25 protein-coding genes, 12 tRNA genes and 1 rRNA gene are annotated in these 21565 nt (G+C 39.9%); 36 read left to right on the plus strand and 2 right to left on the minus strand.

Going from position 1 to position 21565, the window contains the following annotated elements; genetic code table 11:
- Positions 1 to 17: 17 nt before the first annotated feature.
- From ACFW35_RS18815 to ACFW35_RS18850, 8 genes are all read left to right on the plus strand, one after another.
- Positions 18 to 953, plus strand: a complete 936-nt coding sequence (locus ACFW35_RS18815; protein ID WP_379848118.1) for a magnesium transporter CorA family protein — start codon at positions 18 to 20, stop codon at positions 951 to 953.
- 187 nt (positions 954 to 1140) lie between these two features.
- A complete protein-coding gene (locus ACFW35_RS18820; RefSeq protein ID WP_379848120.1) occupies positions 1141 to 2346 on the plus strand; it encodes a D-alanyl-D-alanine carboxypeptidase family protein in 1206 nt (401 codons plus the stop codon).
- 117 nt (positions 2347 to 2463) lie between these two features.
- Entirely contained in the window at positions 2464 to 3570 is a 1107-nt protein-coding gene (locus tag ACFW35_RS18825) for an HD-GYP domain-containing protein (protein WP_379848122.1), read from the plus strand.
- A gap of 52 nt (positions 3571 to 3622) precedes the next feature.
- Entirely contained in the window at positions 3623 to 4105 is a 483-nt protein-coding gene (locus tag ACFW35_RS18830) for a DinB family protein (RefSeq protein ID WP_379848124.1), read from the plus strand.
- Positions 4106 to 4530: 425 nt separating this feature from the next.
- Positions 4531 to 4836: an antibiotic biosynthesis monooxygenase family protein gene (locus ACFW35_RS18835; RefSeq protein WP_066285692.1), complete on the plus strand. Its 306-nt coding sequence runs from the start codon at positions 4531 to 4533 to the stop codon at positions 4834 to 4836.
- On the plus strand, positions 4833 to 5207 hold the full coding sequence (locus tag ACFW35_RS18840) for a hypothetical protein (protein WP_379848126.1): 375 nt from the start codon (positions 4833 to 4835) through the stop codon (positions 5205 to 5207). The genes ACFW35_RS18835 and ACFW35_RS18840 overlap by 4 nt, the downstream gene beginning before the upstream one ends.
- A 20-nt stretch (positions 5208 to 5227) precedes the next feature.
- Positions 5228 to 5872 (plus strand): cobalamin B12-binding domain-containing protein, encoded by a 645-nt coding sequence (locus tag ACFW35_RS18845; RefSeq protein WP_379848128.1) that lies wholly within the window; start codon positions 5228 to 5230, stop codon positions 5870 to 5872.
- The gene (locus ACFW35_RS18850; RefSeq protein WP_379848130.1) at positions 5833 to 6621 is read left to right on the plus strand and encodes a Stressosome protein rsbRB; all 789 of its coding nucleotides are present in this window, start codon (positions 5833 to 5835) and stop codon (positions 6619 to 6621) included. Before ACFW35_RS18845 ends, ACFW35_RS18850 begins: the two co-directional genes overlap by 40 nt.
- Before the next feature lie 317 nt (positions 6622 to 6938).
- Here ACFW35_RS18850 and ACFW35_RS18855 read toward each other — a convergent pair whose 3' ends face one another.
- Positions 6939 to 7544: a rhomboid family intramembrane serine protease gene (locus ACFW35_RS18855; protein ID WP_379848132.1), complete on the minus strand. Its 606-nt coding sequence runs from the start codon at positions 7542 to 7544 to the stop codon at positions 6939 to 6941.
- Between the two features lie 112 nt (positions 7545 to 7656).
- Here ACFW35_RS18855 and acpS point away from each other — a divergent pair, with 112 nt between their 5' ends.
- The 14 genes from acpS (at position 7657) to ACFW35_RS18925 (ending at position 19122) form a co-directional block, all read left to right on the plus strand.
- Positions 7657 to 8016, plus strand: coding sequence for a holo-ACP synthase (acpS, locus tag ACFW35_RS18860; protein ID WP_379848134.1), 360 nt, complete (start codon positions 7657 to 7659; stop codon positions 8014 to 8016).
- Between the two features lie 125 nt (positions 8017 to 8141).
- Positions 8142 to 9155: a LolA family protein gene (locus ACFW35_RS18865; RefSeq protein WP_379848136.1), complete on the plus strand. Its 1014-nt coding sequence runs from the start codon at positions 8142 to 8144 to the stop codon at positions 9153 to 9155.
- A gap of 465 nt (positions 9156 to 9620) precedes the next feature.
- The gene (alr, locus tag ACFW35_RS18870; RefSeq protein ID WP_379848152.1) at positions 9621 to 10796 is read left to right on the plus strand and encodes an alanine racemase; all 1176 of its coding nucleotides are present in this window, start codon (positions 9621 to 9623) and stop codon (positions 10794 to 10796) included.
- A 141-nt stretch (positions 10797 to 10937) separates the two neighbouring features.
- Positions 10938 to 11219, plus strand: coding sequence for a CopG family ribbon-helix-helix protein (locus ACFW35_RS18875; protein WP_066285713.1), 282 nt, complete (start codon positions 10938 to 10940; stop codon positions 11217 to 11219).
- A 3-nt stretch (positions 11220 to 11222) separates the two neighbouring features.
- Complete coding sequence (locus ACFW35_RS18880; RefSeq protein ID WP_066239453.1) at positions 11223 to 11573, plus strand: type II toxin-antitoxin system PemK/MazF family toxin; 351 nt, start codon at positions 11223 to 11225, stop codon at positions 11571 to 11573.
- A gap of 195 nt (positions 11574 to 11768) precedes the next feature.
- On the plus strand, positions 11769 to 12593 hold the full coding sequence (locus tag ACFW35_RS18885) for an STAS domain-containing protein (protein WP_379848138.1): 825 nt from the start codon (positions 11769 to 11771) through the stop codon (positions 12591 to 12593).
- Between the two features lie 15 nt (positions 12594 to 12608).
- Positions 12609 to 12965 (plus strand): STAS domain-containing protein, encoded by a 357-nt coding sequence (locus tag ACFW35_RS18890; RefSeq protein ID WP_066239455.1) that lies wholly within the window; start codon positions 12609 to 12611, stop codon positions 12963 to 12965.
- A gap of 2 nt (positions 12966 to 12967) precedes the next feature.
- Positions 12968 to 13369: an anti-sigma regulatory factor gene (locus tag ACFW35_RS18895; protein WP_066285716.1), complete on the plus strand. Its 402-nt coding sequence runs from the start codon at positions 12968 to 12970 to the stop codon at positions 13367 to 13369.
- Between the two features lie 11 nt (positions 13370 to 13380).
- On the plus strand, positions 13381 to 14388 hold the full coding sequence (locus ACFW35_RS18900) for a PP2C family protein-serine/threonine phosphatase (RefSeq protein ID WP_379848140.1): 1008 nt from the start codon (positions 13381 to 13383) through the stop codon (positions 14386 to 14388).
- Between the two features lie 62 nt (positions 14389 to 14450).
- Positions 14451 to 14783, plus strand: a complete 333-nt coding sequence (locus tag ACFW35_RS18905) for an STAS domain-containing protein (RefSeq protein WP_130297393.1) — start codon at positions 14451 to 14453, stop codon at positions 14781 to 14783.
- Complete coding sequence (gene rsbW / locus ACFW35_RS18910; protein WP_379848142.1) at positions 14780 to 15262, plus strand: anti-sigma B factor RsbW; 483 nt, start codon at positions 14780 to 14782, stop codon at positions 15260 to 15262. Before ACFW35_RS18905 ends, rsbW begins: the two co-directional genes overlap by 4 nt.
- On the plus strand, positions 15228 to 16019 hold the full coding sequence (sigB, locus tag ACFW35_RS18915) for an RNA polymerase sigma factor SigB (protein ID WP_379848144.1): 792 nt from the start codon (positions 15228 to 15230) through the stop codon (positions 16017 to 16019). The genes rsbW and sigB overlap by 35 nt, the downstream gene beginning before the upstream one ends.
- Positions 16016 to 16624: a PP2C family serine/threonine-protein phosphatase gene (locus tag ACFW35_RS18920; RefSeq protein WP_379848146.1), complete on the plus strand. Its 609-nt coding sequence runs from the start codon at positions 16016 to 16018 to the stop codon at positions 16622 to 16624. Before sigB ends, ACFW35_RS18920 begins: the two co-directional genes overlap by 4 nt.
- Before the next feature lie 359 nt (positions 16625 to 16983).
- The gene (locus ACFW35_RS18925; RefSeq protein WP_379848154.1) at positions 16984 to 19122 is read left to right on the plus strand and encodes a Tex family protein; all 2139 of its coding nucleotides are present in this window, start codon (positions 16984 to 16986) and stop codon (positions 19120 to 19122) included.
- 29 nt (positions 19123 to 19151) lie between these two features.
- Here ACFW35_RS18925 and cmpA read toward each other — a convergent pair whose 3' ends face one another.
- Positions 19152 to 19274, minus strand: a complete 123-nt coding sequence (cmpA, locus tag ACFW35_RS18930; RefSeq protein ID WP_130297391.1) for a cortex morphogenetic protein CmpA — start codon at positions 19272 to 19274, stop codon at positions 19152 to 19154.
- A gap of 97 nt (positions 19275 to 19371) precedes the next feature.
- Here cmpA and ACFW35_RS18935 point away from each other — a divergent pair, with 97 nt between their 5' ends.
- The 14 genes from ACFW35_RS18935 to ACFW35_RS19000 all read left to right on the plus strand — a co-directional run.
- The gene (locus ACFW35_RS18935; RefSeq protein ID WP_379848148.1) at positions 19372 to 19830 is read left to right on the plus strand and encodes a SprT family protein; all 459 of its coding nucleotides are present in this window, start codon (positions 19372 to 19374) and stop codon (positions 19828 to 19830) included.
- A gap of 176 nt (positions 19831 to 20006) precedes the next feature.
- A tRNA-Asn gene (locus tag ACFW35_RS18940) sits at positions 20007 to 20081 on the plus strand.
- A gap of 3 nt (positions 20082 to 20084) precedes the next feature.
- Positions 20085 to 20175 (plus strand) — tRNA-Ser (locus tag ACFW35_RS18945).
- A gap of 3 nt (positions 20176 to 20178) precedes the next feature.
- Positions 20179 to 20253 (plus strand) — tRNA-Glu (locus ACFW35_RS18950).
- A gap of 39 nt (positions 20254 to 20292) precedes the next feature.
- Positions 20293 to 20368, plus strand: a tRNA-Asp gene (locus tag ACFW35_RS18955).
- A gap of 17 nt (positions 20369 to 20385) precedes the next feature.
- Positions 20386 to 20460, plus strand: a tRNA-Gln gene (locus ACFW35_RS18960).
- A gap of 167 nt (positions 20461 to 20627) precedes the next feature.
- Positions 20628 to 20703 (plus strand) — tRNA-Lys (locus ACFW35_RS18965).
- A gap of 15 nt (positions 20704 to 20718) precedes the next feature.
- Positions 20719 to 20802, plus strand: a tRNA-Leu gene (locus tag ACFW35_RS18970).
- A 55-nt stretch (positions 20803 to 20857) separates the two neighbouring features.
- Positions 20858 to 20943, plus strand: a tRNA-Leu gene (locus ACFW35_RS18975).
- A gap of 33 nt (positions 20944 to 20976) precedes the next feature.
- Positions 20977 to 21053 (plus strand) — tRNA-Arg (locus ACFW35_RS18980).
- A 10-nt stretch (positions 21054 to 21063) separates the two neighbouring features.
- Positions 21064 to 21140: transfer RNA gene (locus ACFW35_RS18985), tRNA-Pro, on the plus strand.
- 7 nt (positions 21141 to 21147) lie between these two features.
- Positions 21148 to 21221 (plus strand) — tRNA-Gly (locus ACFW35_RS18990).
- Between the two features lie 10 nt (positions 21222 to 21231).
- Positions 21232 to 21308, plus strand: a tRNA-Ile gene (locus ACFW35_RS18995).
- A 179-nt stretch (positions 21309 to 21487) separates the two neighbouring features.
- A 16S ribosomal RNA gene (locus tag ACFW35_RS19000) occupies positions 21488 to 21565 on the plus strand; the annotation flags it as partial.

A 21565-nucleotide genomic window follows, 5' to 3' on the forward strand; every position in this document is an offset into this window, starting at 1 on the left:
AAAGGATGGGGTTATTAATGGAACATACTAGTGTATATGGCTGGACTTGGCACCAGCATGAATGCCATAAAGAGGAACTAAGCGAACTAATAGCGGATAATAAAGGCTGTAAGAAGTGGCTTATTCATATTAAAGAAAATAAAACGAACTATTTGAGAATTGAAAGAGACAATGACGGAGATCCGATTATTCGCGGGTCCCTTACTTACAAACAAAACCCCGAGAATCAGGAAGAGTTTGAAGTCTTTCATTTCTATATCCGGCCGAAATCATTTATCACAGTTGGTCTTGACCTATCAAAAATTACCGGTGACTATAGAGAATCTTGTGATCATCTTATTATAGGAGAAAAAACTCCAGTTGAAGGCTTTTTAATTCTTATGGGTGAATTGATTAATCATTTTTTAGATGGAATCGATCAGTTTGAGAGTAAGCTTAAGAAACTGCAGCGGGATGTACAGCGAAATAATCATACAACCCTTTTGAACAGTATATATGATAGTCGAATTGAACTCATTAACTGGAGTGATTTGACGCTGCCCGTTCATGAGACTGCAATGGCGATTAAAGAAGCGTTCTTAGATGACGTTACTGAAACAAACGCTTATAAAAAGATTACAACGCGTATAGAACGTACATTAACTCTGATATCGCATTACCGTCAGGATATCGATACACTGCTTAACCTGGAAGAGGTTCTTTCCTCGCACCGAGGCAATGAAATCATGAAAACTTTAACGGTATTTACGGTTATCGTTACCCCAGCCATGGCCCTTGGTGCGATTTGGGGAATGAATTTTAAACATATGCCGGAGCTTAACTGGAAGTTTGGCTATTTATATGCAATGATCTTGATTGTCGGTTCAACTGTAGGAATATATGCGTGGCTAAGAATGAAAGGCTGGACAGGCGACTTGCTTCGGGGAAAGAAAAACAGGAAGCATTTTGACTAAAGAATAGGCTGAAATGTACGATATATAAAAGGAATCAGGCGAATTTTGTCGAAAGGTATCAATTGATAAAATCGCCTGTTTTTTTATGGCGATAATTTCTAAATTTCATTTTGATTCCAACCATAATAGAAGAGAAACGTCTGGCGAAGAGTTATGAAGATTAAATGACTAACGGGAGCGGAATAGTATGAAAAAACTTAGCCTTTTTCTTGTTTTTTCACTTGTGATATTGGCGCAATCACATTTTGTGCAGGCAGCAGGAGAAAACAAACCGGATATTAAAAGCGAAAGCGCCGTAATGATTGATGCGAAAACTGGAGATGTTTTATATCAAAAAAATAGTACGGACCAAATGTATCCAGCGAGCATCACGAAGATTGTTACTGGTATTCTGGCTATAGAATCAGGCAAGTTAGAAGAGTCGGTTATTGTAAGCAGTGAAGCGGCTAAAGCTGACGGAACACGTGTTTACCTTTTAGAAGGTGAGCAAGTACCTCTGAAAAAGCTGGTTCAAGGTCTTTTGATTAACTCGGGAAATGACGCCGCGATTGCGATTGCAGAATATATGGCGGGGGATGTAGCATCCTTCGCAGATCAAATGAATGAATTCGCTAAAAAGGTTGGAGCAGAAAACACACATTTTGTGAATCCTAATGGCCTTTTTGATGTAGAGCATTACACAACCGCAGAAGACATGGCGAAGATTACACAATACGCGATGGAGAATGAAGTGTTTCGTGAGATTGTGTCTACAAAAGAGCTCCCTTGGGTTGGTGAAGGATGGGAAACCACATTGCGAAATCATCACCAGCTATTGTGGGATTATCCTGGCACTACAGGTGTCAAAAACGGTTACGTAAATGAATCCAAACATACTCTTGTTACCTCTGTTTCACGGGATAACCTCGATGTGATTATTGTTACTTTAAAAGCGCCATCAAGCCGTGCAGCTTATTGGGATACGATGACGATCGGAGACTATGGTTTTTCAAATTTTGAAAGACAAACCCTCTCAGCAGGAACAGAAATTCAGGCAGATAACGGAGAGACTTATCCCTTAAAAGAAGACCTTTCAATAACAATGCCTATCGGAGAAAAACCGATTCAAGACGTAACACCAGATGGTGAACTTCAATTAAAGAATGCAGAAGGTGAAGTATTGCTTTCTCATACTCTATTTAAAGAGACGAAAAAAGAAGCAGCTGCTGCATCTAAAGAGGAACCAGTGGAAGAAGAAGAGAGCTCAACATTTATGCAAACAGCTGTAAAGGCTAGTGTTTTTCTCTATGGAGGCTTACTTCTATTATTAGGTTTCCTCGTCATACTAAGAATGCGAAGCCAAAGACAAAAGCATAGAAAAATGAGACATGTAGCCAGAAGTTATGTGAAATAAGCCGTCCATTGGGCGGTTTTTTTCCAGTCATTCTCTATTGAAAAAATTATTAGGATTAAAAGTACGATTGGTATATAATTGCATTAAATTACAAAATTCGACAATTGGAGATTTTAAATGATTCGCAATATAAAACTCGGTCAGGTATTTATAATAGGAAGTGCTGTAATTCAGGCGCTGCACCATTATTTTATACAGCCAATGGAGCTCTTTTACACGTTTATTTTACTGTTTTTAATAGGCTTCTTGCCTGCTTTACTTATGAATTACATAAATAAAGATTGGACAAAAGCTGTCTTTGTTTTATGCAGTATATATGTTGTCTCTGTTTCTTACACCTATGTAGATTATCCAATCGTTCAAACTGCTTATTTCTTTTTGCCGGTTGCTGCTCTACTTTTAAATGACAGACGTCTTTATTACCTGTCAAGTGCAGGAGGGTTCCTTTCTTATCTTCTCTTATCAAAAGATGCTGTGGCTGATTATTTTGCATTTATTTCAATTTATATGATCTTTTGTTTGCTGCTTTTTATGGTTCAAACGATTGTCTATAAAACAGTGAGGGAAAAGGAATCCATACAGCAAGGCGTCAAAGCTTTTTCTCTGGCAGTTGAAGCCAAAGACGTATATACACAAGGTCATTCAAGAAGAGTAGCACTTTATTCGATGATTTTGGCAAGACACGGGGCGTTTAAGAATATTAATCCTGAAGAGCTGGAGTTAACGGCATTGATTCATGATATAGGTAAGATTTCTACGCCGGACGCAGTGCTTATGAAGAACGGCAGACTAACCGAAGAAGAGTATGAAATTATGAAAAAGCATCCTGTCGATGGAATGGAACTGGCTAAGTCTTTTGGATATTCAGAGCGGGTGCTCAAGGCGATTCTTCACCATCATGAAAGGTTTGATGGCTTAGGTTACCCTTGTAAGCTAGCGGGTAAAGATATTCCTTTTTATTCCCGGATATTAGCGGTCGCAGATTCATTTGATGCTATGACAAGCAGCCGAGCCTATCGAAAAGCTATGACTCCTTGGGATGCAAAAAAAGAGATCGAAAATCAATCTGGAAAAATGTATGATCCGGCAATTGTAGAAGTATTTAATCGAGCTTATTATGACATGCTTTTAATCTGTGAAGAGAATGAGGACATCTATAATAACGTGAATCTTATCGCACATAAAGAGGTTTCCTCGGGATTATTCGAAGGAAAATTGAGTTAGCCAAAGAATAAATAAGAGTGAAAATAATTTATAAAGTAAGGGGCTAATAAAGATGAATGCTACTGTTTCATTGACCGAGACATTATTGGAAGAGTTCTATACTGTCGTTCGAACGACAAGCAATTTATTGAAAAAAGCGGATCAATCAGTATTCGATTTCCGCCCATCAGATAATATGAGGACATTCTTAGAACTGGCTAACCATCTTGTTCAGATCTCACATGTTGATTTAGCCATCCTTCAGGAAAAGTCTGAAAAGGAAATTCGTGAACTGGAAAAGAAATTATCTGCTCAAAATGTTACTGAACTTACACATGTTCTGGAGGAAGGCTATCATTTATTAAAGTCCTATTTTTTATCTCTTTCAGAAGAAGAATTTTTGAATAAGGAAACAAAAGCATTTTACGCTGAAAAAGGCATGACACAGGCAAAGTGGCTCGTCGAAATCGTGACGCACGCTTTTCATCATCGAGCACAATTATTTACATATTTAAAGCAAACGAAACATGAAGTGAATATGTTCAATTTGTACTAAAAGCACCGGGGAAATTTCCCTAGTGCTTTTCCTTTTTAGTGACATATCTGTTTCTTTCCTGTAGTATTGGGAGTCAAATAAAGCAGAAGGTTCTTGCAAGGTGCGAGACTCCTGCGTGCCATCCACTTGATTAAACTTCTTGCAAGGCATGCGTCGAGAAACACACTTCGTCAGGATTTGCTTTTAGACGCAGGAGCACACAAACTTCCTTGATGGTAAGACCCCGCCAGCGCAAAGCGATAAGGAGGCTCACCGCACACCCCGCGGAAAGCGAGCATCCTGGAACGGAAATTTACCACTTTCAATAACAACAAAGTTTAAAAAAACAGCCTTAGAATAAAGAAGGAAAAATATTATTCTTTATTGAATCTTTCATGAAATGAATAATTATCTTGATTTAAATACATCCACGAGGTGATATTTGCATGTATACAGTTTTTTCTACATTTGATGTACCTAATGAAAAAGCAGAAGAAGTAATCAATATCTATAAAAATCGCTCACGTTCTGTAGACCATGCACCAGGATTCGTGGATTTTTTACTATTACAAAATGATAAGAGAGAGGGCGAATTAACTGTTCAGCTCATTTTTTCTACAAAGGAAGATTATTTAAAATGGGTCAGAAGTGAGGACTTCAAAAAAATTCACGATCTGGAGAAAAAGTATCCTGATAAGGAACTAGCTGCTGTTATTCCTACGGTTAAACAATATAAGGTGGTTGCAAAATGACGGAATTTAACATAAATACTATGGTAGAAAGAGTTACTGAGAAAATTTATGAAAATGACCCGTCACTTATGGATCGATATGGTGATAAAGGAAGAGCTAAATGTATCGAAGACAATCACCACCACTTTAAGCATCTAGAGACAGCTTACGAGTTGGACAACGAAGAATTTTTTTCGGATTATGCTTTATGGCTGGACGGAATCTTACAGAAGTTTGGTATGAGCACTGAACTCCTGATGGATAACTTTTCAATAATCATTGATGTTATAAATGAACAAGATGAAAAAGATACCCTGAGGATTAAAGCATATATAGATTATTTAAACAAAGCCAACAACATTTTAGGAGAGAAAGCAGCAGCAGCTCACTAATAAAAGGGAGGGGTCGGCCAATGGCTATTTCAGATGTTGAGAAACTGGCACGGTTGTTTTTAGATGGCAATCATGCTGAAGCGATGCGATTTATTAAACAGCAGCCCAATCAAAGCCGGATGGTTTTATTTAGAGACCTGTTTACTCCTGCTATGTACCTTATAGGCGAATTATGGGAAAACAATGAGATTTCAGTAGCTGATGAACATTTAGCTACAGGAGTTTGTGATTTTGTTCTTTCTAGATTGTTTCAAGTTTCAGAGGAAAAGATGGGCGGAAACAACAAAGCCATGTTTCTGTGTCTGCAGGGTGAGCAGCATTATTTAGGCATAAAAATGATTAATAGTCTTTTTGAAGAAAGAGACTGGGAAACGAAATATTACGGAGCTAGCCTTCCGCTAGAATATGCGCTAAAGTCAGCTCTTCATTGGAAACCTGAAGTGATCGGTCTTTCAGTGTCCATCGTTTATAACCTGCCAGTTCTTAAAAATTATGTCCGTACATTAGCCGCTCTGCCTCATAAGCCAGTTATTTTAATAGGCGGGAGACTCGCGAATAAGTATGACTTAGAACCATATAGCAACAATCAAGGGATCATCATTAACAATCTCGAACAGGCAGAAAAATGGCTGGACGAGTATGTGGAAAAGAGGATCAATGCCTGAACATGAACTGCGCATTACCGGTACCATACGTAAAAATAAATAAAGATGGGCTGATTCAGGGTATGTCTCAAAAGGCAATTGTCCTTTTAACTGGACAGGCAGAAACGATTCATGATTGTTTTGATGAGGAGAGTCATAATAAGCTAACCAAGTATTTGCTGCCTTTTGAAGGTGAAAAAAGCTTTGAAGCAAACGTAAAAGGAAAAGATAACCCTTTTGTTCTCTGCGACATTCATATCTCTTGGGAACAAGACTATGCTCATGTTGTTTTTATCCCGACTGGCACGCATGTAAGGGGACTCGAAGAAAAGCTTTCAGAACTTAGATTGAGGCTGGCTTCTACGGATTTTGAGCTTTTTGAGAAAAAAGAAGCGTTAGAAGATGCTTTGAAGCGCCTGGATGAATTGTCAGGCCCTTTTATTCCGGTTTCAGAAAAGATGGCTTTTGTCCCTTTATTCGGAGATATTACGGAAAGTAAGATGATGACAGTCACGGGAAATGCTTTGAAAGCCGCGTACGAAGGCCAGTTTGAAGACATTTTCTTTGACTTGTCTGCTACTGGCGAAATTGATGAACCAGGAGTTCAAAAGTTAAGCGAACTATTCCGCATGCTGCACTACATGAATGGAAAGCCGGTCAATATTATAGGTGTAAAACCTAAGCACGCAAGACAGCTTCATAAACTTGATGTGGACTGGCCCGTCAATTATGAAACGTCATTAAAAGAAGTACTGCAGCAGCACTCCTAAATACAGAAAGCTTTTTTCTTTTGTTCATTCCCTTCACTTACAAGTTGATTGGAGTGGAAGGTTCGAGACTCCTCGAAAATGAAAATCACATTTTCTTCGTGCGATGTAACGTCGAAGCCTTCCTTGTCTTGCGGGACGAGCGGTCAGGTGAGGCCACTCATAGGCGAAAAGCGGCGAGGGGGCTCACCGCACGCCCCGCGGAAAGCGAAGCAACCAGGAGCGGAAATCAACTACTTACATGAGCAACAAAGTTTGCAACAACAGCCATGAAAAAAGCAAAGCACCTCGCATAAATAGAGGTGCTTTTTTCATAGAGATTAATATCTATTTTTCTTCCGGTGCAATGAAGCAAGGATGATAGGGGCTAATGCCGCACCGCCGATCAGTCCGAACAAGTGACCGAGAACATTGATTCTTTCATTTAAAAACGTAGAAACTAAACTGATCCCCAATACGACGAGAAGGATCTGTGTATTGGCTCTGTCGATATATTGACGGTGATTATACAGCATATAAACATAAATTCCGAACAGCCCAAAGATTGAACCAGAAGCACCGATGTGTGCATATGACAACGGAAGCATTAAAAGGGTTGCGATGTTCGCTATCAGACCAGCACCGACATAACCGATGATAAACCTGGCTTTTCCGAGTATATGTTCCAGAGCAGGACCGAATAAAATAAGTGAAAACGAGTTAAAAATGAGATGTCCCGCAGCTTCATGCGTAATAATGGGTGTTAAAAGCCGCCAATACTCTCCCGCTGCAATATAATAGTTAGAACCGACCATCAAATGATACAAAGAAGTGCGAAAAGGGGTAAAATTAATAAGAAGAAACACAACAATATGAACAGCTGTCAAAAAAGTTACAATTGGATAGCGCCTAATAAAGGTTTGAAAGCTTTCATCCCTTATAAACATTAAAATAGATCACCCTTTTTTATCCGAAGTTTATACATACCTTAAATTCTTCCTTAAGTTTACCATGTGAGAGGGAAGAGAGCGAAAGATATAGCTGTAAAGGAGAAAGCGAATGATTGTAGGAACAGGCATCGATATTATAGAAATGAAAAGAATCAAAAAAGCAGCGCTTCATCAAGAACGTTTTTCAAAAAGAATCTTAACGCCTTTTGAGCAAAAAAGATTTGAATCACTGAACGGGAACAGAAAATACGAATACCTTGCCGGAAGATTCGCTGCTAAAGAAGCGATGGCAAAAGCACTAGGAGTTGGAATTGGTGCAGAGCTATCATGGCACGACATGGAGATTAAAAGTGATGAAAAAGGTAAGCCTTTTATAACATCTCCTTATCCTTATTTATGCCACTTATCGATCTCTCATACGAAGGAATACGCTGTGGCTCAAGTTATTTTAGAAAGCTCGTCAAGCTAGTCTGCATATTGTCCAGGGTTGTCTCATATATTGTAATGCGGTAGAAGGGGCAGTCCTTTGCTTGTAGCGAAGTTAGCACCCCCTTCAATGTCGAAATTACTTTGGGACAAAGGGGATGGCAAAAAATGAAGAAAACACTGTCAATTATTTTGACGGCGTTCATGGCTTTAATGGTCCTGTCTGCATGCGGTGAACAAAGCCAGAGTGATGTTCTGGATTCTTTGGAAGAAAGAATGGAAAAAATGACAGGCTATAAAGCAGAAGCCAAAATGACTTTAAACACAGGGGAAAAGCCATTAACGTATGATTTGGAGATATGGCATAAGAAACCGGATTTTTACCGAGTCAGCTTAAAGAATGCTGAAAAAGACCAAAGTCAGATGATTTTGCGCAATAAGGACGGGGTCTTCGTACTGACGCCAGCTCTTAACAAAAGCTTCCGTTTCCAAAGTGACTGGCCGGAAAACAATAGTCAGGTTTATTTGTTCCAATCACTTATCGCAGATATCTTAAACGATACTGACCGCGGCTTTAAATCAAAAGAGAAAAGCTATGTTTTCCATACAAAAACGAATTACCAGAACAAAAACTTATATCAGCAGGAAATCACATTAAATAAAGATTTGGATCCAACACAAGTTCGTATTATGGATCAGGACCAAAAAGAGCTTGTGAGACTGGATTTCTCAAAAGTTCAATTTAATGCAAAGTTTGATAAGAACTCTTTCGATATGGAGTCCAACATGTCGAGTGCTCAATTTGAAATTCCCACTTTCTCGGGATCAGACGAAGAGTTTGAAGTGCTGTATCCGACATACACATCTAACTTGAATCTTGTGAATGAAAGAGAAGTAGCACTTGGAGACAATGATTCGAAAGTAGTTCTAAATTATGCCGATGCAGAAGAAAATAAATCATTTACACTCATGCAGCAAAAAAATACAGCTGTAGAAGCAGCGTCCAGGTTAACTTTAGCTAACGGAGAACCTGTTGATCTAGGCTTTACGGTTGGTGCCATGACAGAACAATCTGTAACATGGAATTATAACGGTGTAGATTACTTCCTCGCATCAAATAATTTAAATCAAGAAGAGCTTATGGCTATTGCAAGATCCGTTTATGGAGAAGCAATAAAATAATTTCTTCTATAATATTGAGGACGGCTAAAAAATGTTAGCCGTCTTTTCTTTTGGCGTTCTATAGGTTTAAGTGTTCTTTTTTTGAGATCTTTTTTAATAGCTTGTTGCTTTTTGGCGTTTTATTTTTTCTTCCTATGCAGTTGATTGAAGCGTAAGGTGCGAGACTCCTATGGGACGAGCGGTCAGGTGGAGACTCCTAATGGCGCAAAGCGGCAGGAGGCTCACCGTACGCCCCATGGAAAGCGAGCAACCTGAAGCGGAAATCAACTACTATCAGAGAGCAACAATGTTTACGAAAACAGACTCCTAGGACCGCTCAACTTTTCCCATCTTCGCTCAAAACATGGTTTTACTCCTATGGCTAAACCTGACTTTTCAAAGAACCAACCCTTATTTACTTACATAATTCTAATGAAACAGTTAAAATAAGAGGCAATCATTCAGTTTTTCTTTGCAGGAGGCTTAATTGTGGACAGAAATCATTTTTATAGAGATACATGGGCAGAAATTAACCTAGATAAAATCAGCAGAAACATAAAATCATTTAAAAAACATCTTCCAGATCAAAAAATCATGGCAGTTGTGAAAGCAAATGGCTATGGCCATGGAGCGTACCAGACTGCAGTGGAGGCGCTCGAATCAGGAGCTGAACTGCTTGCTGTAGCCATGCTGGATGAAGCATTGGCTTTACGAAAACAAGGGGTTTCAGCACCGATTTTAGTTATGAACCGTATAAGTCCTGAATATGTTAGTCTTGCGGCTGAAAATGAGATAAGCATAACCGTTTTCCAAAAAGATTGGCTTATAGAAGCTTCGGAGTTTCTAAAAGAAACCGATAAAGTATTAAACATTCACTTAAAACTTGATACAGGTATGGGCCGGGTGGGTATTATAGAAGAAGAGGAGCTTCATGATGTTTCTCTTTTGATACAGAATTCTTCTGCCTGTGAAATAGATGGGGTTTTTACTCATTTTGCTACGGCAGATGAATGGGAATCTGAACTGTTTGAAACTCAAAGAAAAAGATTTATTAATCAATTAGATTTACTGAATAAGTGGGGAGTTACACCGAAATACGTTCACAGTGCCAACAGTGCCGCGGCATTGCGTAAAGTTGAAGGACCTTTTAATCTCGTGAGATTGGGAATAAGCATGTATGGTTTATCTCCATCTTCAGAGATGAAAGAAAAGCTCCCTTTTACTTTAGAAGAAGCTTTCAGTCTGCATTCTCAGCTGATACATGTTAAAAAAATAATGCCTGGGGATACTGTAAGTTATGGAGCAACTTATATAGCGAAAGAGGAAGAGTGGATAGGCACCCTTCCAATCGGTTATGCAGATGGCTGGCAAAGAAGATTATCGCCAGGTGCTGATGTGCTGATCCAGGGAGAGCGTGCACCTATTATCGGCAGAATCTGTATGGATCAATGCATGGTAAGGCTTCCTTATAAAATGGATGTTGGTGAAAAAGCTACCTTAATAGGGAACCAGAATGATGAAACGATTGAAATGGATGAAATCGCTTCTCTAGCTAAAACCATAAATTATGAGATACCGTGTTTAATTTCTTCACGAGTGCCGAGAGTTTTTGTGAAAAAGGGTCGAATTTCAGAAAATATGAATGTAATTCTAAATTTTTAGCAGAATATTAGAAGGACTATTAAAAATTTTGTAGAATAAATACTTTGAAATCGCTTTGCAAATGGAATATTGAAGTGATAAGATTATATGTGGTTAAAAGGAACTCGATCGTAGTATAGCTTTGCGCTGGAGGTGTATGTTGTGTCCGAATTGAACACAAAAAGAATCGTGATTAGTCTTCCTCAAAAGTTGCTGACTGAGGTAGATCGTGTCATTAAAAAAGAAAATTTGGACCGCAGCGAATTTATCCATCAAGCTACTGAAATGTTTCTTCGTGAGCGGAAGAACAAACGCCAGTTTCGTGATGAGATGAAACAGGGTTACATGGAAATGGCTAAGATCAATCTAACGATTGCCTCAGAAGCATTTATGTTAGAGGAGGAAGCCGATCATACCTTGGACCGCTTAGTTAGCGGGGTGTAGTCCTTGATAGTCAAACGCGGAGACGTTTACTTTGCAGATCTTTCACCAGTAGTAGGTTCAGAACAAGGCGGAATACGTCCTGTACTGATAATCCAGAATGATATCGGAAACCGTTTTAGCCCAACAGTGATAGTTGCTGCAATCACAGCCCAAATTCAAAAAGCAAAACTTCCAACACATGTTGAAATAGATTCTAAAAAATATGGCTTTGAACGGGATTCTGTTATTTTGCTTGAGCAGATCAGAACGATTGACAAGCAAAGATTAACAGATAAGATTACACAGCTGGATGAAGACATGATGCGCAGGGTAGACGACGCATTGCAGATCAGTACTGGTCTGGTAGATTTTTAAATTTCCATATCACACATTGAGAAACTGTCTGACGGAGGTCTGGCGGTTTTTTATTTTATCTGGAAAAAAATACATGTTTAGACTTTGATTGAATGGGTTATATATCCAAAGTTAGAAACAGTGTAAACATTGCAGAAAATTATCAGAAATGAAATAATAGAGTCGAGACTATATGTAGCGGGGGTGCTATAAGAATTGGACAACTTGATTGTAAAAATGATTAACGAAAATCAAGAAACCCTTAAAAATAATTGGCTTGAAGAGGTCAATCTTTTTAAAGATAAAGAAATTGCTGGCTTTACAACTACACTTAAGCTTAGTGAAGAAACAGACCTGCAGTTTTTTGAGCTATTAATTAAGCATATTAATTATCACGATATTTCCAAGGATGGAACACTGGATCAATTTTTCGACCAGGTGCTTCATACTGGATTGCCGCTTAAATATTTAACGCAAGGGCTTCAAGTTGCTCGCCGCGTTATTTTAAATATGCTTGTCGAATCGGAAATGGATCAGGAGAAAATTGCTGCTCTTTACCGTGAAATCGACAGCTGGCTAGATCCAATTTTAAACAGGGTGGTAGAAAACTCATCTCAAATTTGGGAGAGAACAGTATCCATTCAGAAAACAGCACTATTGGAACTCTCTGCTCCACTTATTCCGGTATTCAAAAATATCAGTGTAATGCCTTTGATCGGTTCTATCGATACAGAACGCGCAAAGCTGATTATGGAGAACTTATTGAATGGTGTAATCAAGTACCGCTCAGAAGTAGTTCTTATTGATATTACAGGAGTGCCAGTCGTTGATACGATGGTTGCCCATCATATTATTCAGGCTGCCGATGCTGTTAGATTACTTGGATCTACTTGTATCCTTGTAGGAATCCGGCCTGAAATTGCACAGACAATTGTAAGTCTGGGCATTGATTTAAGTTTATTCCCTACAAAGAGCACGCTTCAAAAGGGTATGGAAAATGCTTTGGAAATTACGAATCAGCAGTTAATAAGCAATGAATAGGGAGTGTTGGAAAAAATGAGAATTCCTATTTTAAAATTGCATGAATATTTATTGATCACTATCCAAGTGGAAATGGACGATCAAACAGCCCTTCAATTTCAAGAAGATCTGTTGAATAAAATTCATGATACCGGTGCTAAGGGAGTAGTAATTGACTTAACTTCCGTTGATATGATCGACTCTTTTATTGCAAAAGTTCTTGGGGATGTAGTGAGAATGTCAAAATTAATGGGAGCGCAAGTTGTATTAACAGGAATACAGCCCGCAGTTGCTATTACACTTATTGACCTTGGAATATCCATGAGGGAAGTTTCGACAGCACTTGACTTAGAACAAGGGCTTGATAAATTGCGTCTGGAACTGGAGGGATGATAATGGACATCCAATCCTGTGTGGAAGTACGCAACGAGTGGGACATTGTAAGTGCCCGTCAGCTTGGCAGAAACATGGCCAAGGAGCTTGGCTTCGGAAATGTTGACCAAGCCAGAATTACAACAGCTATTTCTGAACTTGCCCGGAATATTTATTTGTATGCGGGCAGAGGGAAGATTTGTATTGAGCCTATCGATCAATTAGGAAGAAAGGGTTTGCGAATTGTAGCCCTAGATAATGGACCAGGAATCCGCGAAATCCGTAAAGTAATGGAAGATGGGTATACTACTTCCGGTGGTTTAGGAGCGGGATTGCCAGGCGTGAAGCGATTAATGGATGAATTTTCTATAGAATCCACAGTAGATGTGGGAACGGAGATTTCTGCTACTAAATGGCTTCGTTAGGAGGAGAGCTCTTGACTGCAAAAGACGCACTAACAGAACGTTACCAAGATCTATTATCGGTCTATCTAAAAGCTAAAACTGAGACGACACTCTATAAAGGCCAGCAATTCAGCAGAAAATTGCTTGAACAGCAAATCTCACCTGAAGATCTTGTCAGTCTGCATATTCAGGTTATGGACGAATTGTTCCCTGATATGTCAGAAGAAATGAGGGATTCCTTTGATTTTCTTCTCGAGGCAATGATTGGATACGGGTTTGCATATCGTGAACATCAAAGTTTACGTGATAAACAGCAGCAGCTGGAATCAGAAATTGAAGTGGCTGCTAGCATGCAGCAGACTTTGCTGTTAAGTGATGTGCCTAAATTTGATGAACTGGATATTGGAGTTGTCAGTGTTCCAGCTAAGAAAATGAACGGTGATTATTATAATTTTGTAAAAAGTGGAAGTAGTCTTAGTGTCGCCGTAGCTGATATAATCGGCAAAGGCATACCTGCTGCACTTTGTATGTCTATGATTAAGTACGCGATGGACAGTCTTCCTGAAGAACAGATGAAGCCTCATCTTCTTTTAGAAAACCTAAACCGTGTTGTTGAACAGAACGTTCATAGCAATATGTTTATTACAATGTTTCATGGTGTATATGAGCCTGAAAGTCATAAATTCTTCTATGCGGGTGCAGGTCACGAACCTGGATTTATCTATAATGCAAAAGAAGATCAATTCCACGATTTAATTGCTAAAGGGCTTGTATTAGGCGTTTCCCGGACAACCACCTATCATCCTTATGAGAGAGTAATCGAAATTGGAGATATGGTGATCCTCCTTTCTGATGGAGTAACGGAATGCCGTACAAGCAAAGGTTTTATCGAAAGAGAAGAAATCGTTTCTCTTATCCGAAAGTATATGGATCTGCCAGCTCAGCAAATCGTTCAGAATGTTTTTCAGGAACTGGATCGATTACAAGGATTTGAGCTTAGAGATGATTTCACCTTAATTATTTTAAAACGAATGGTTTAGCATACTTTGGTTTAGGGTAAAGGTAATTTATCGGGTTTTAATCAAAGCGTGGGGGGAAAACAATGAATTTGCAAATTAATCAACACCAAATAAATGAAACACACGAGTTACATCTTACTGGAGAAGTCGATGCATATACTGCTCCAAAGCTAAAAGAGGTAATGCTTCCATTAACCGAAAAAGAAGGCAGCGTTGTTGTTGTCGATCTTTCTGGAATTGATTATATGGACAGCACAGGATTAGGAATTTTTGTTGGAGCGCTAAAATCTTCAAAAGCTAACAATAGTTCATTAAAACTTCGCGGTATGACAGATCGTGTTAAACGTATCTTTGAGATTACTGGATTAACTGAAGTGATGGACATTGAAAGCGGAGTAAAGGGGGAGGCGCTATGAGAACAGCGTCCGACTATATTGAAATGAACGTCCCCGCGAAACCGGATTATGTGGGTGTGGTCAGATTAACAATTTCTGGCCTTGCTAACAGAATGGGTTTTGCGTTTGATGAAATAGAAGATATTAAGATCGCTGTTTCTGAAGCAGTGACGAATGTTGTTAATCACGCTTATGCGGATGAAGATAAAGGTCAAGTCCGTGTTGGCTGCAATATTTTCGATGACCGTATTGAAATAACTGTTGTCGATCAAGGTAAGAGCTTTGATGTTAAATCTATCTCAAAAAATCTTGGCCCGGTAGATGGGAAATCTGTTGATCAGTTAAATGAGGGAGGTTTAGGCCTCTTCTTAATAGATACACTCATGGACAAGGTAGAAATAAGCAGTGAAGCCGGCGTCGTTGTTATGATGACTAAGTATCTTCACAGAGATGAGGTGGAGGAACATGTCGACAGAATCTCGCCAGCGCCTTCACAGTAAAGAGCAAGTTTATGAATGGATCGACGAGTTGCAGCAAGATCCACAAAATGAAGAAATTCAGACGAATCTTGTTCTGCAATATCAAGATCTAGTTCATTCCTTGGCAAGAAAGTTTTCTAAAGGCAAAAGCATTCATGACGATTTAGTTCAAGTGGGTATGATTGGTTTATTAGCTGCATTTAGAAGATATGATAAAACGTTTGGCAGATCTTTTGAATCCTTTGCGGTTCCGACAATTGTTGGAGAAATTAAACGTTTTATCCGTGATAAGACTTGGAGTGTACATGTACCTCGCCGAATCAAGGAATTAGGACCGAGAATTAAAAAAGCGGTTGAAGAATTAACAACCAGCTTGCAAAGATCACCTAAGATTGCCGAAATTGCTGATTATCTGGAAGTTTCAGAAGAAGAAGTGCTAGAGACGATGGAAATGGGCAAGAGCTATCAAGCTCTTTCTGTAGACAGCTCTATCGAGGCTGACCAGGAGGGAAGTACAGTAACACTTCTGGATCTTGTTGGTTCGAATGATGAAGGATTTGATCAGATTGACAAAAGACTTCTTTTACAGAAAGCTTTTGCGGTTCTCTCTGAACGTGAACGCGAAATTCTTCAGTGCACTTATTTTGAAAACTTAAGCCAGAAGGAAACTGGAGAAAGGTTAGATATTTCTCAAATGCACGTTTCCAGATTGCAAAGGAGAGCTTTAGAAAAACTGAAAGAAGCCTTGCGAGTGACTCCTTCGGAGGCGCTTAGATGATCGAACACTATCAATACAGCAGAGCATCTGTTTCCTCGTATCAAAAACCGAAAAAGGGAAATGATCTTTGCGGAGATAGTTTTTATGTGAAAGAAACGGACAATTATTTGATTTGCGCTGTTGCGGATGGCTTAGGAAGCGGGAAAATGGCTAAAGAAGCTTCGGGAGCAGCAACTGACATCATCGATCAGCATCATCATGAGACAGTAGAGCAGCTGATGCAACTTTGCAACGATGGACTAAGACATACGCGCGGTGCTGTTATTGCAATCGTTAAAGTCGATTATAAAAATAAAACTGCCACTTATTCTGGAGTAGGTAACATCCGTTTTATAATCTCTGCGGAAAGACAACGTGCTGTACACCCTTTGCCGAAAGTCGGTTTCCTAGTAGGAAAACCAGAACGATTTAAAGTACAGGATTTTAGATACGAGAAAGAGTTAACATTTATGCTCTATTCAGATGGCATGGATATTCATACGCAAAGCCGTGCGCTTTTAACAAAAATGATTTCACCGAAGGAATCTGTAAAGTATATAAGCGGATTACCGCAGGATATCAATGATGATGCTACAGTCCTGGTAGGTCAAGTGAATATGAGTTAGAGAAACATCATCCTTACCGTATTTGAGGATGGTGTTTTTTGTTTGTGTGAATTTTTTGGTTTTTTTCTCTAAAAGATTGCTGCCCTTTATTTATTTTGTTCTGTTTTCTTCTTCGATACGTTGATTGGAGCGTAAGGGTGCGAGACTCCAGCGGGATCAGTGTGACAGGTGAGACTCCTAAGTGCGCAAAGCGCAGAGGAGGGTCACCGCACGCCCCGCGGAAAGCGAGTACCCTGAAGCGGATATCAACGACTTTCAAGCTTTTTTTACTGAGGCATTCACTTCGTTTATAATAGAAGTAATTGATTGAAAAAGGAGTGTTCTTATTGGGACAACCTGTTAATGAACAAGCATTGCGTATGATGGAACAGGAACTGAATGTTAAAGGGAAACAAATTAATCAAGTTATTGAATTATTAGAAGAAGGAAATACGGTGCCTTTTATTGCCCGTTACCGAAAGGAATTAACAGGAGGTCTTGATGAAGTTCAGATTAAAGACATCATGGACCGCTGGACTTATTTGCAAAACCTTGCTTCTCGTAAAGAAGAAGTTATTCGTTTAATCGACGAACAAGGAAAATTGACAGAAGAACTTACTGCTGCAATTAATAAAGCTCAAAAGCTGCAGGATATAGAAGATTTATACCGTCCGTACAAACAGAAAAGAAGAACAAAAGCGACAGTTGCAAAAGAAAAAGGATTAGAGCCTCTTGCGCTATGGCTCCTGGAAGAACATAATGAAAATCCTTTAGAAGCGGCGAAAGAATACATAAGTGAAGAAAAAGAAGTATTGTCAGAAGAAGATGCTCTTCAAGGAGCTAAGGACATCATAGCTGAAATGCTTTCTGATGATGCTGATATGCGAAAATGGATACGGGAAGACACCTTTTTGAAAGGTGAGATAAAGACAGAAGGAAAAAATACAGAAGCTGACGAGAAAAAAGTATTCGAGATGTATTATGAATACCAAGAACCAATCCGTAAGATTGTTCCTCACAGAGTTCTTGCTGTGAACCGGGGAGAAAAAGAAGGGATTTTGAAGGTTGGCATCAGTACTCCTGCTGACTCGATCCATTCGAAAATGGAAAGAAAAACGATTAAGCGATCACATTCTCCAGCTGCACCATTTTTGCTTGAAGCAATAGAGGATGCTTATAAAAGACTGATTGCGCCTTCGATCGAAAGGGAAATACGTGCAGCTTTAACAGAGCAGGCAGAAGAGCGTGCCATTCATATTTTTTCTGAAAATGTAAGAAGCCTTTTGCTTCAAGCCCCATTAAAAGGGAAAGTTGTATTAGGAGTTGACCCGGCATACCGCACCGGATGCAAGCTTGGTGTTGTTGATGAGACGGGGAAGGTTCTTCATATTCAGACCATTTATCCAACACCGCCAAGATCAGAAGTTGAAAAATCTGCTGCGGTAGTAAAAAAACTGATTGATCAATATGATATTGAAATTGCAGCGATCGGAAACGGTACGGCGTCTCGTGAAACGGAACAGTTTATTGCAGAGACATTAAAAGATCTCGATAAATCTGTAGCATATGTAATTGTAAACGAAGCGGGTGCGAGTGTTTATTCAGCATCTAGTGTTGCCCGTGAAGAGTTTCCAGACCTTCAAGTTGAAGAGAGAAGTGCCGTTTCTATAGCGAGAAGACTTCAAGATCCGTTGGCTGAACTTGTAAAAATAGATCCGAAATCGATTGGCGTCGGACAATATCAGCATGATGTATCGCAAAAACGACTAGGTGAAGAGATCAGTTTTGTAGTTGAAACAGCGGTTAACCAGGTAGGTGTTAATGTAAATACAGCATCAGCTTCATTGCTTCAATATGTTTCAGGCCTGTCCAAAACGGTTGCACAAAACATTATTTTAAAAAGAAATGATGTTGGGAAATTTAAAAATAGAACAGAGCTGAAGAAGATTCCTCGCTTAGGCGCGAAAACGTACGAGCAATGTATTGGATTTTTGCGTGTAATGGATGGCGATCAGCCGTTGGACCAAACGGGAATCCACCCTGAAAGTTATTCGGGAACCAAAGCCTTATTAAAAGAGTTAGGATTTAAACCTGCCGACATCGGTACAGAAGCTCTGGCTGATAAATTAAAGTCCCTTTCACTTGAGGAAACTTCGAGTAAACTGGATATTGGTGTTCCGACATTAAAAGATATTATCGAAGGACTGACAAAACCTGGGCGTGATCCTCGAGATGAATTTTCAGGTCCGGTTCTTAAAACAGATGTTCTTAAGATGGAAGACTTAGCACAAGGTATGGAGCTTCAAGGAACAGTCCGCAATGTTGTAGACTTTGGTGCTTTTGTAGACATTGGTGTAAAACAAGATGGTCTCGTTCATATTTCGAAATTAACTGACCGTTTTGTAAAGAATCCAATGGATGTTGTAAGTGTGGGACAAGTTGTAACCGTTTGGGTCGATTCAGTAGATGTAGCTAAACAGCGAATCGCCTTAACGATGGTTGCTCCTAAAAAAGGATAGTCAAAAGAAAAAGCGCTTCTCCAGTGGGATCATTCTTCACTGGAGGAGTGCTTTCTGTTATAAAAGAACCAGCATTGATTCAATAAGCGGATTTGGTAACGATCTTTTTGGTAATAAGCGCGGCGGAGCTGTCTTTTAAACCATGTTGGCATATAGAGAACCTCCTTGAACTTCCCAATCCGTTGTTTGTGTATTAGTCTATGTTTAGATGCTTGTTAATGTGAACTTGAAATAGTAAGGGGCATGACCATGACAGATGAAGAACTGCAAAAACTAACAGAAGAAATCTCCATACAATTTTTCAATAAAAAGTTTCGTCATAACGCCAGATTCAACAAAAGATTACGGACTACCGGCGGACGGTACTTATTAAGGTCTCATGACATCGAAATGAATCCTCATCTTTATGATGCATTTGGAATGGATGAGTTGATCGGGGTAATAAAGCATGAGCTGGTGCATTATCACATGCATATTGAAGGGAAAGGCTATAAACATGGTGATTACGATTTTAAGTATTGGCTGAATAGAGTTGGCGGTTCCCGTTATTGTCAATCTATCCCTGAAAAAAGGAGAACAGAGAGTTATAAACATCACTATATTTGCACAGACTGTATGCAGTCTTATAAAAGAAAAAGGAAGATTGATACGAAGAGATATGTGTGCGGAAAGTGCCGGGGAAAATTAAAACAGATTTCTTCAAATTAGGGTGTTGACTTCGATTATAGGAATGTGGTAATTTAATTAAGTCGCTGTTAGACAAGCCCTTTACATAGCCTTTTATAATGGGCGGCTGCAGCAACGGAAGCTTAGAAAAAACCTTCTAAAACGGGTTGACATTTTAAGCTGAAACAATTATGATATTAATTGTCCTTAAAAGACATTCCACAGTAGCTCAGTGGTAGAGCTATCGGCTGTTAACCGATCGGTCGTAGGTTCGAGTCCTACCTGTGGAGCCATACAGAGAAGTACCCAAGTGGCTCAAGGGGCGCCCCTGCTAAGGGTGTAGATCGCTAACGCGGTGCGAGGGTTCGAATCCCTTCTTCTCTGCCATGTGGCCCGTTGGTCAAGCGGTTAAGACACCGCCCTTTCACGGCGGTAACACGGGTTCGAATCCCGTACGGGTCACCATTTTATTTCATAAATAAAATACAAAATGCCTAGATGAATGGACTCGTGGTGTAGTGGTTAACATGCCTGCCTGTCACGCAGGAGATCGCCGGTTCGACCCCGGTCGGGTCCGCCATTTTTATTCTAAGGTGTTGGGCTATAGCCAAGCGGTAAGGCAACGGACTTTGACTCCGTCATGCGCTGGTTCGAATCCAGCTAGCCCAGCCATTTTTTGTTTTTAAGATGAGTGTTGAATATAAACACTTAATAACATGTGAGAGCCATTAGCTCAGTCACAAGCGATACATCGTGATTGACTACGGTTGTCTCGACGGATAAACTTAGTGGCTTCGCTTTTAGAGGAAGAGACAGGATCCGACGGACACATTAAGCATGAGCCATTAGCTCAGTCGGTAGAGCATCTGACTTTTAATCAGAGGGTCGAAGGTTCGAGTCCTTCATGGCTCACCATTTTCAAATTAATATGCGGGTGTGGCGGAATTGGCAGACGCGCTAGACTTAGGATCTAGTGTCTTTGACGTGGGGGTTCGAGTCCCTTCACCCGCACCATATTAATTCTTTTGAACTTATAAGTTGCAGTGTTCATGCGCTGGCATCTTGCCGCGCGGTCGTGGCGGAATGGCAGACGCGCTAGCTTGAGGGGCTAGTGGGGGCAACCCCGTGGAGGTTCGAGTCCTCTCGACCGCACCAACTTTTCAAAATAACATATAATGCAATGGATATGCGCCCTTAGCTCAGCTGGATAGAGTGTTTGACTACGAATCAAAAGGTCGGGAGTTCGAATCTCTCAGGGCGCGCCATATTTTTTTACGGGAAGTGGCTCAGCTTGGTAGAGCACCTGGTTTGGGACCAGGGGGTCGCAGGTTCAAATCCTGTCTTCCCGACCATTCTTTTGCGGGTGTAGTTTAATGGTAAAACAAGAGCCTTCCAAGCTCTGGTCGTGAGTTCGATTCTCATCACCCGCTCCATTATTTTCACGGGCCTATAGCTCAGCTGGTTAGAGCGCACGCCTGATAAGCGTGAGGTCGATGGTTCGAGTCCATTTAGGCCCACCATATTATCTTTAAAAAAGATTTTTAAAAAGCGCTTGACTTTATAACTTCGATTCGGTAAGATGATAAAGCTGTCTCGAAAGAAGACAAGCCAAAACAAGTTCTTTGAAAACTGAACAAAAGCAAAGGTAAGGAATTAAGAATTAATTCCGTCAGTAACAAATTAGAGCAAGTCAAACACTTTTATGGAGAGTTTGATCCTGGCTCAGGATGAACGCTGGCGGCGTGCCTAATACATGCAAGTCGAGCGAATGAAGAGG

This window comes from Fictibacillus sp. NPDC058756 (assembly GCF_042746035.1).
Classification (GTDB): domain Bacteria; phylum Bacillota; class Bacilli; order Bacillales; family Fictibacillaceae; genus Fictibacillus.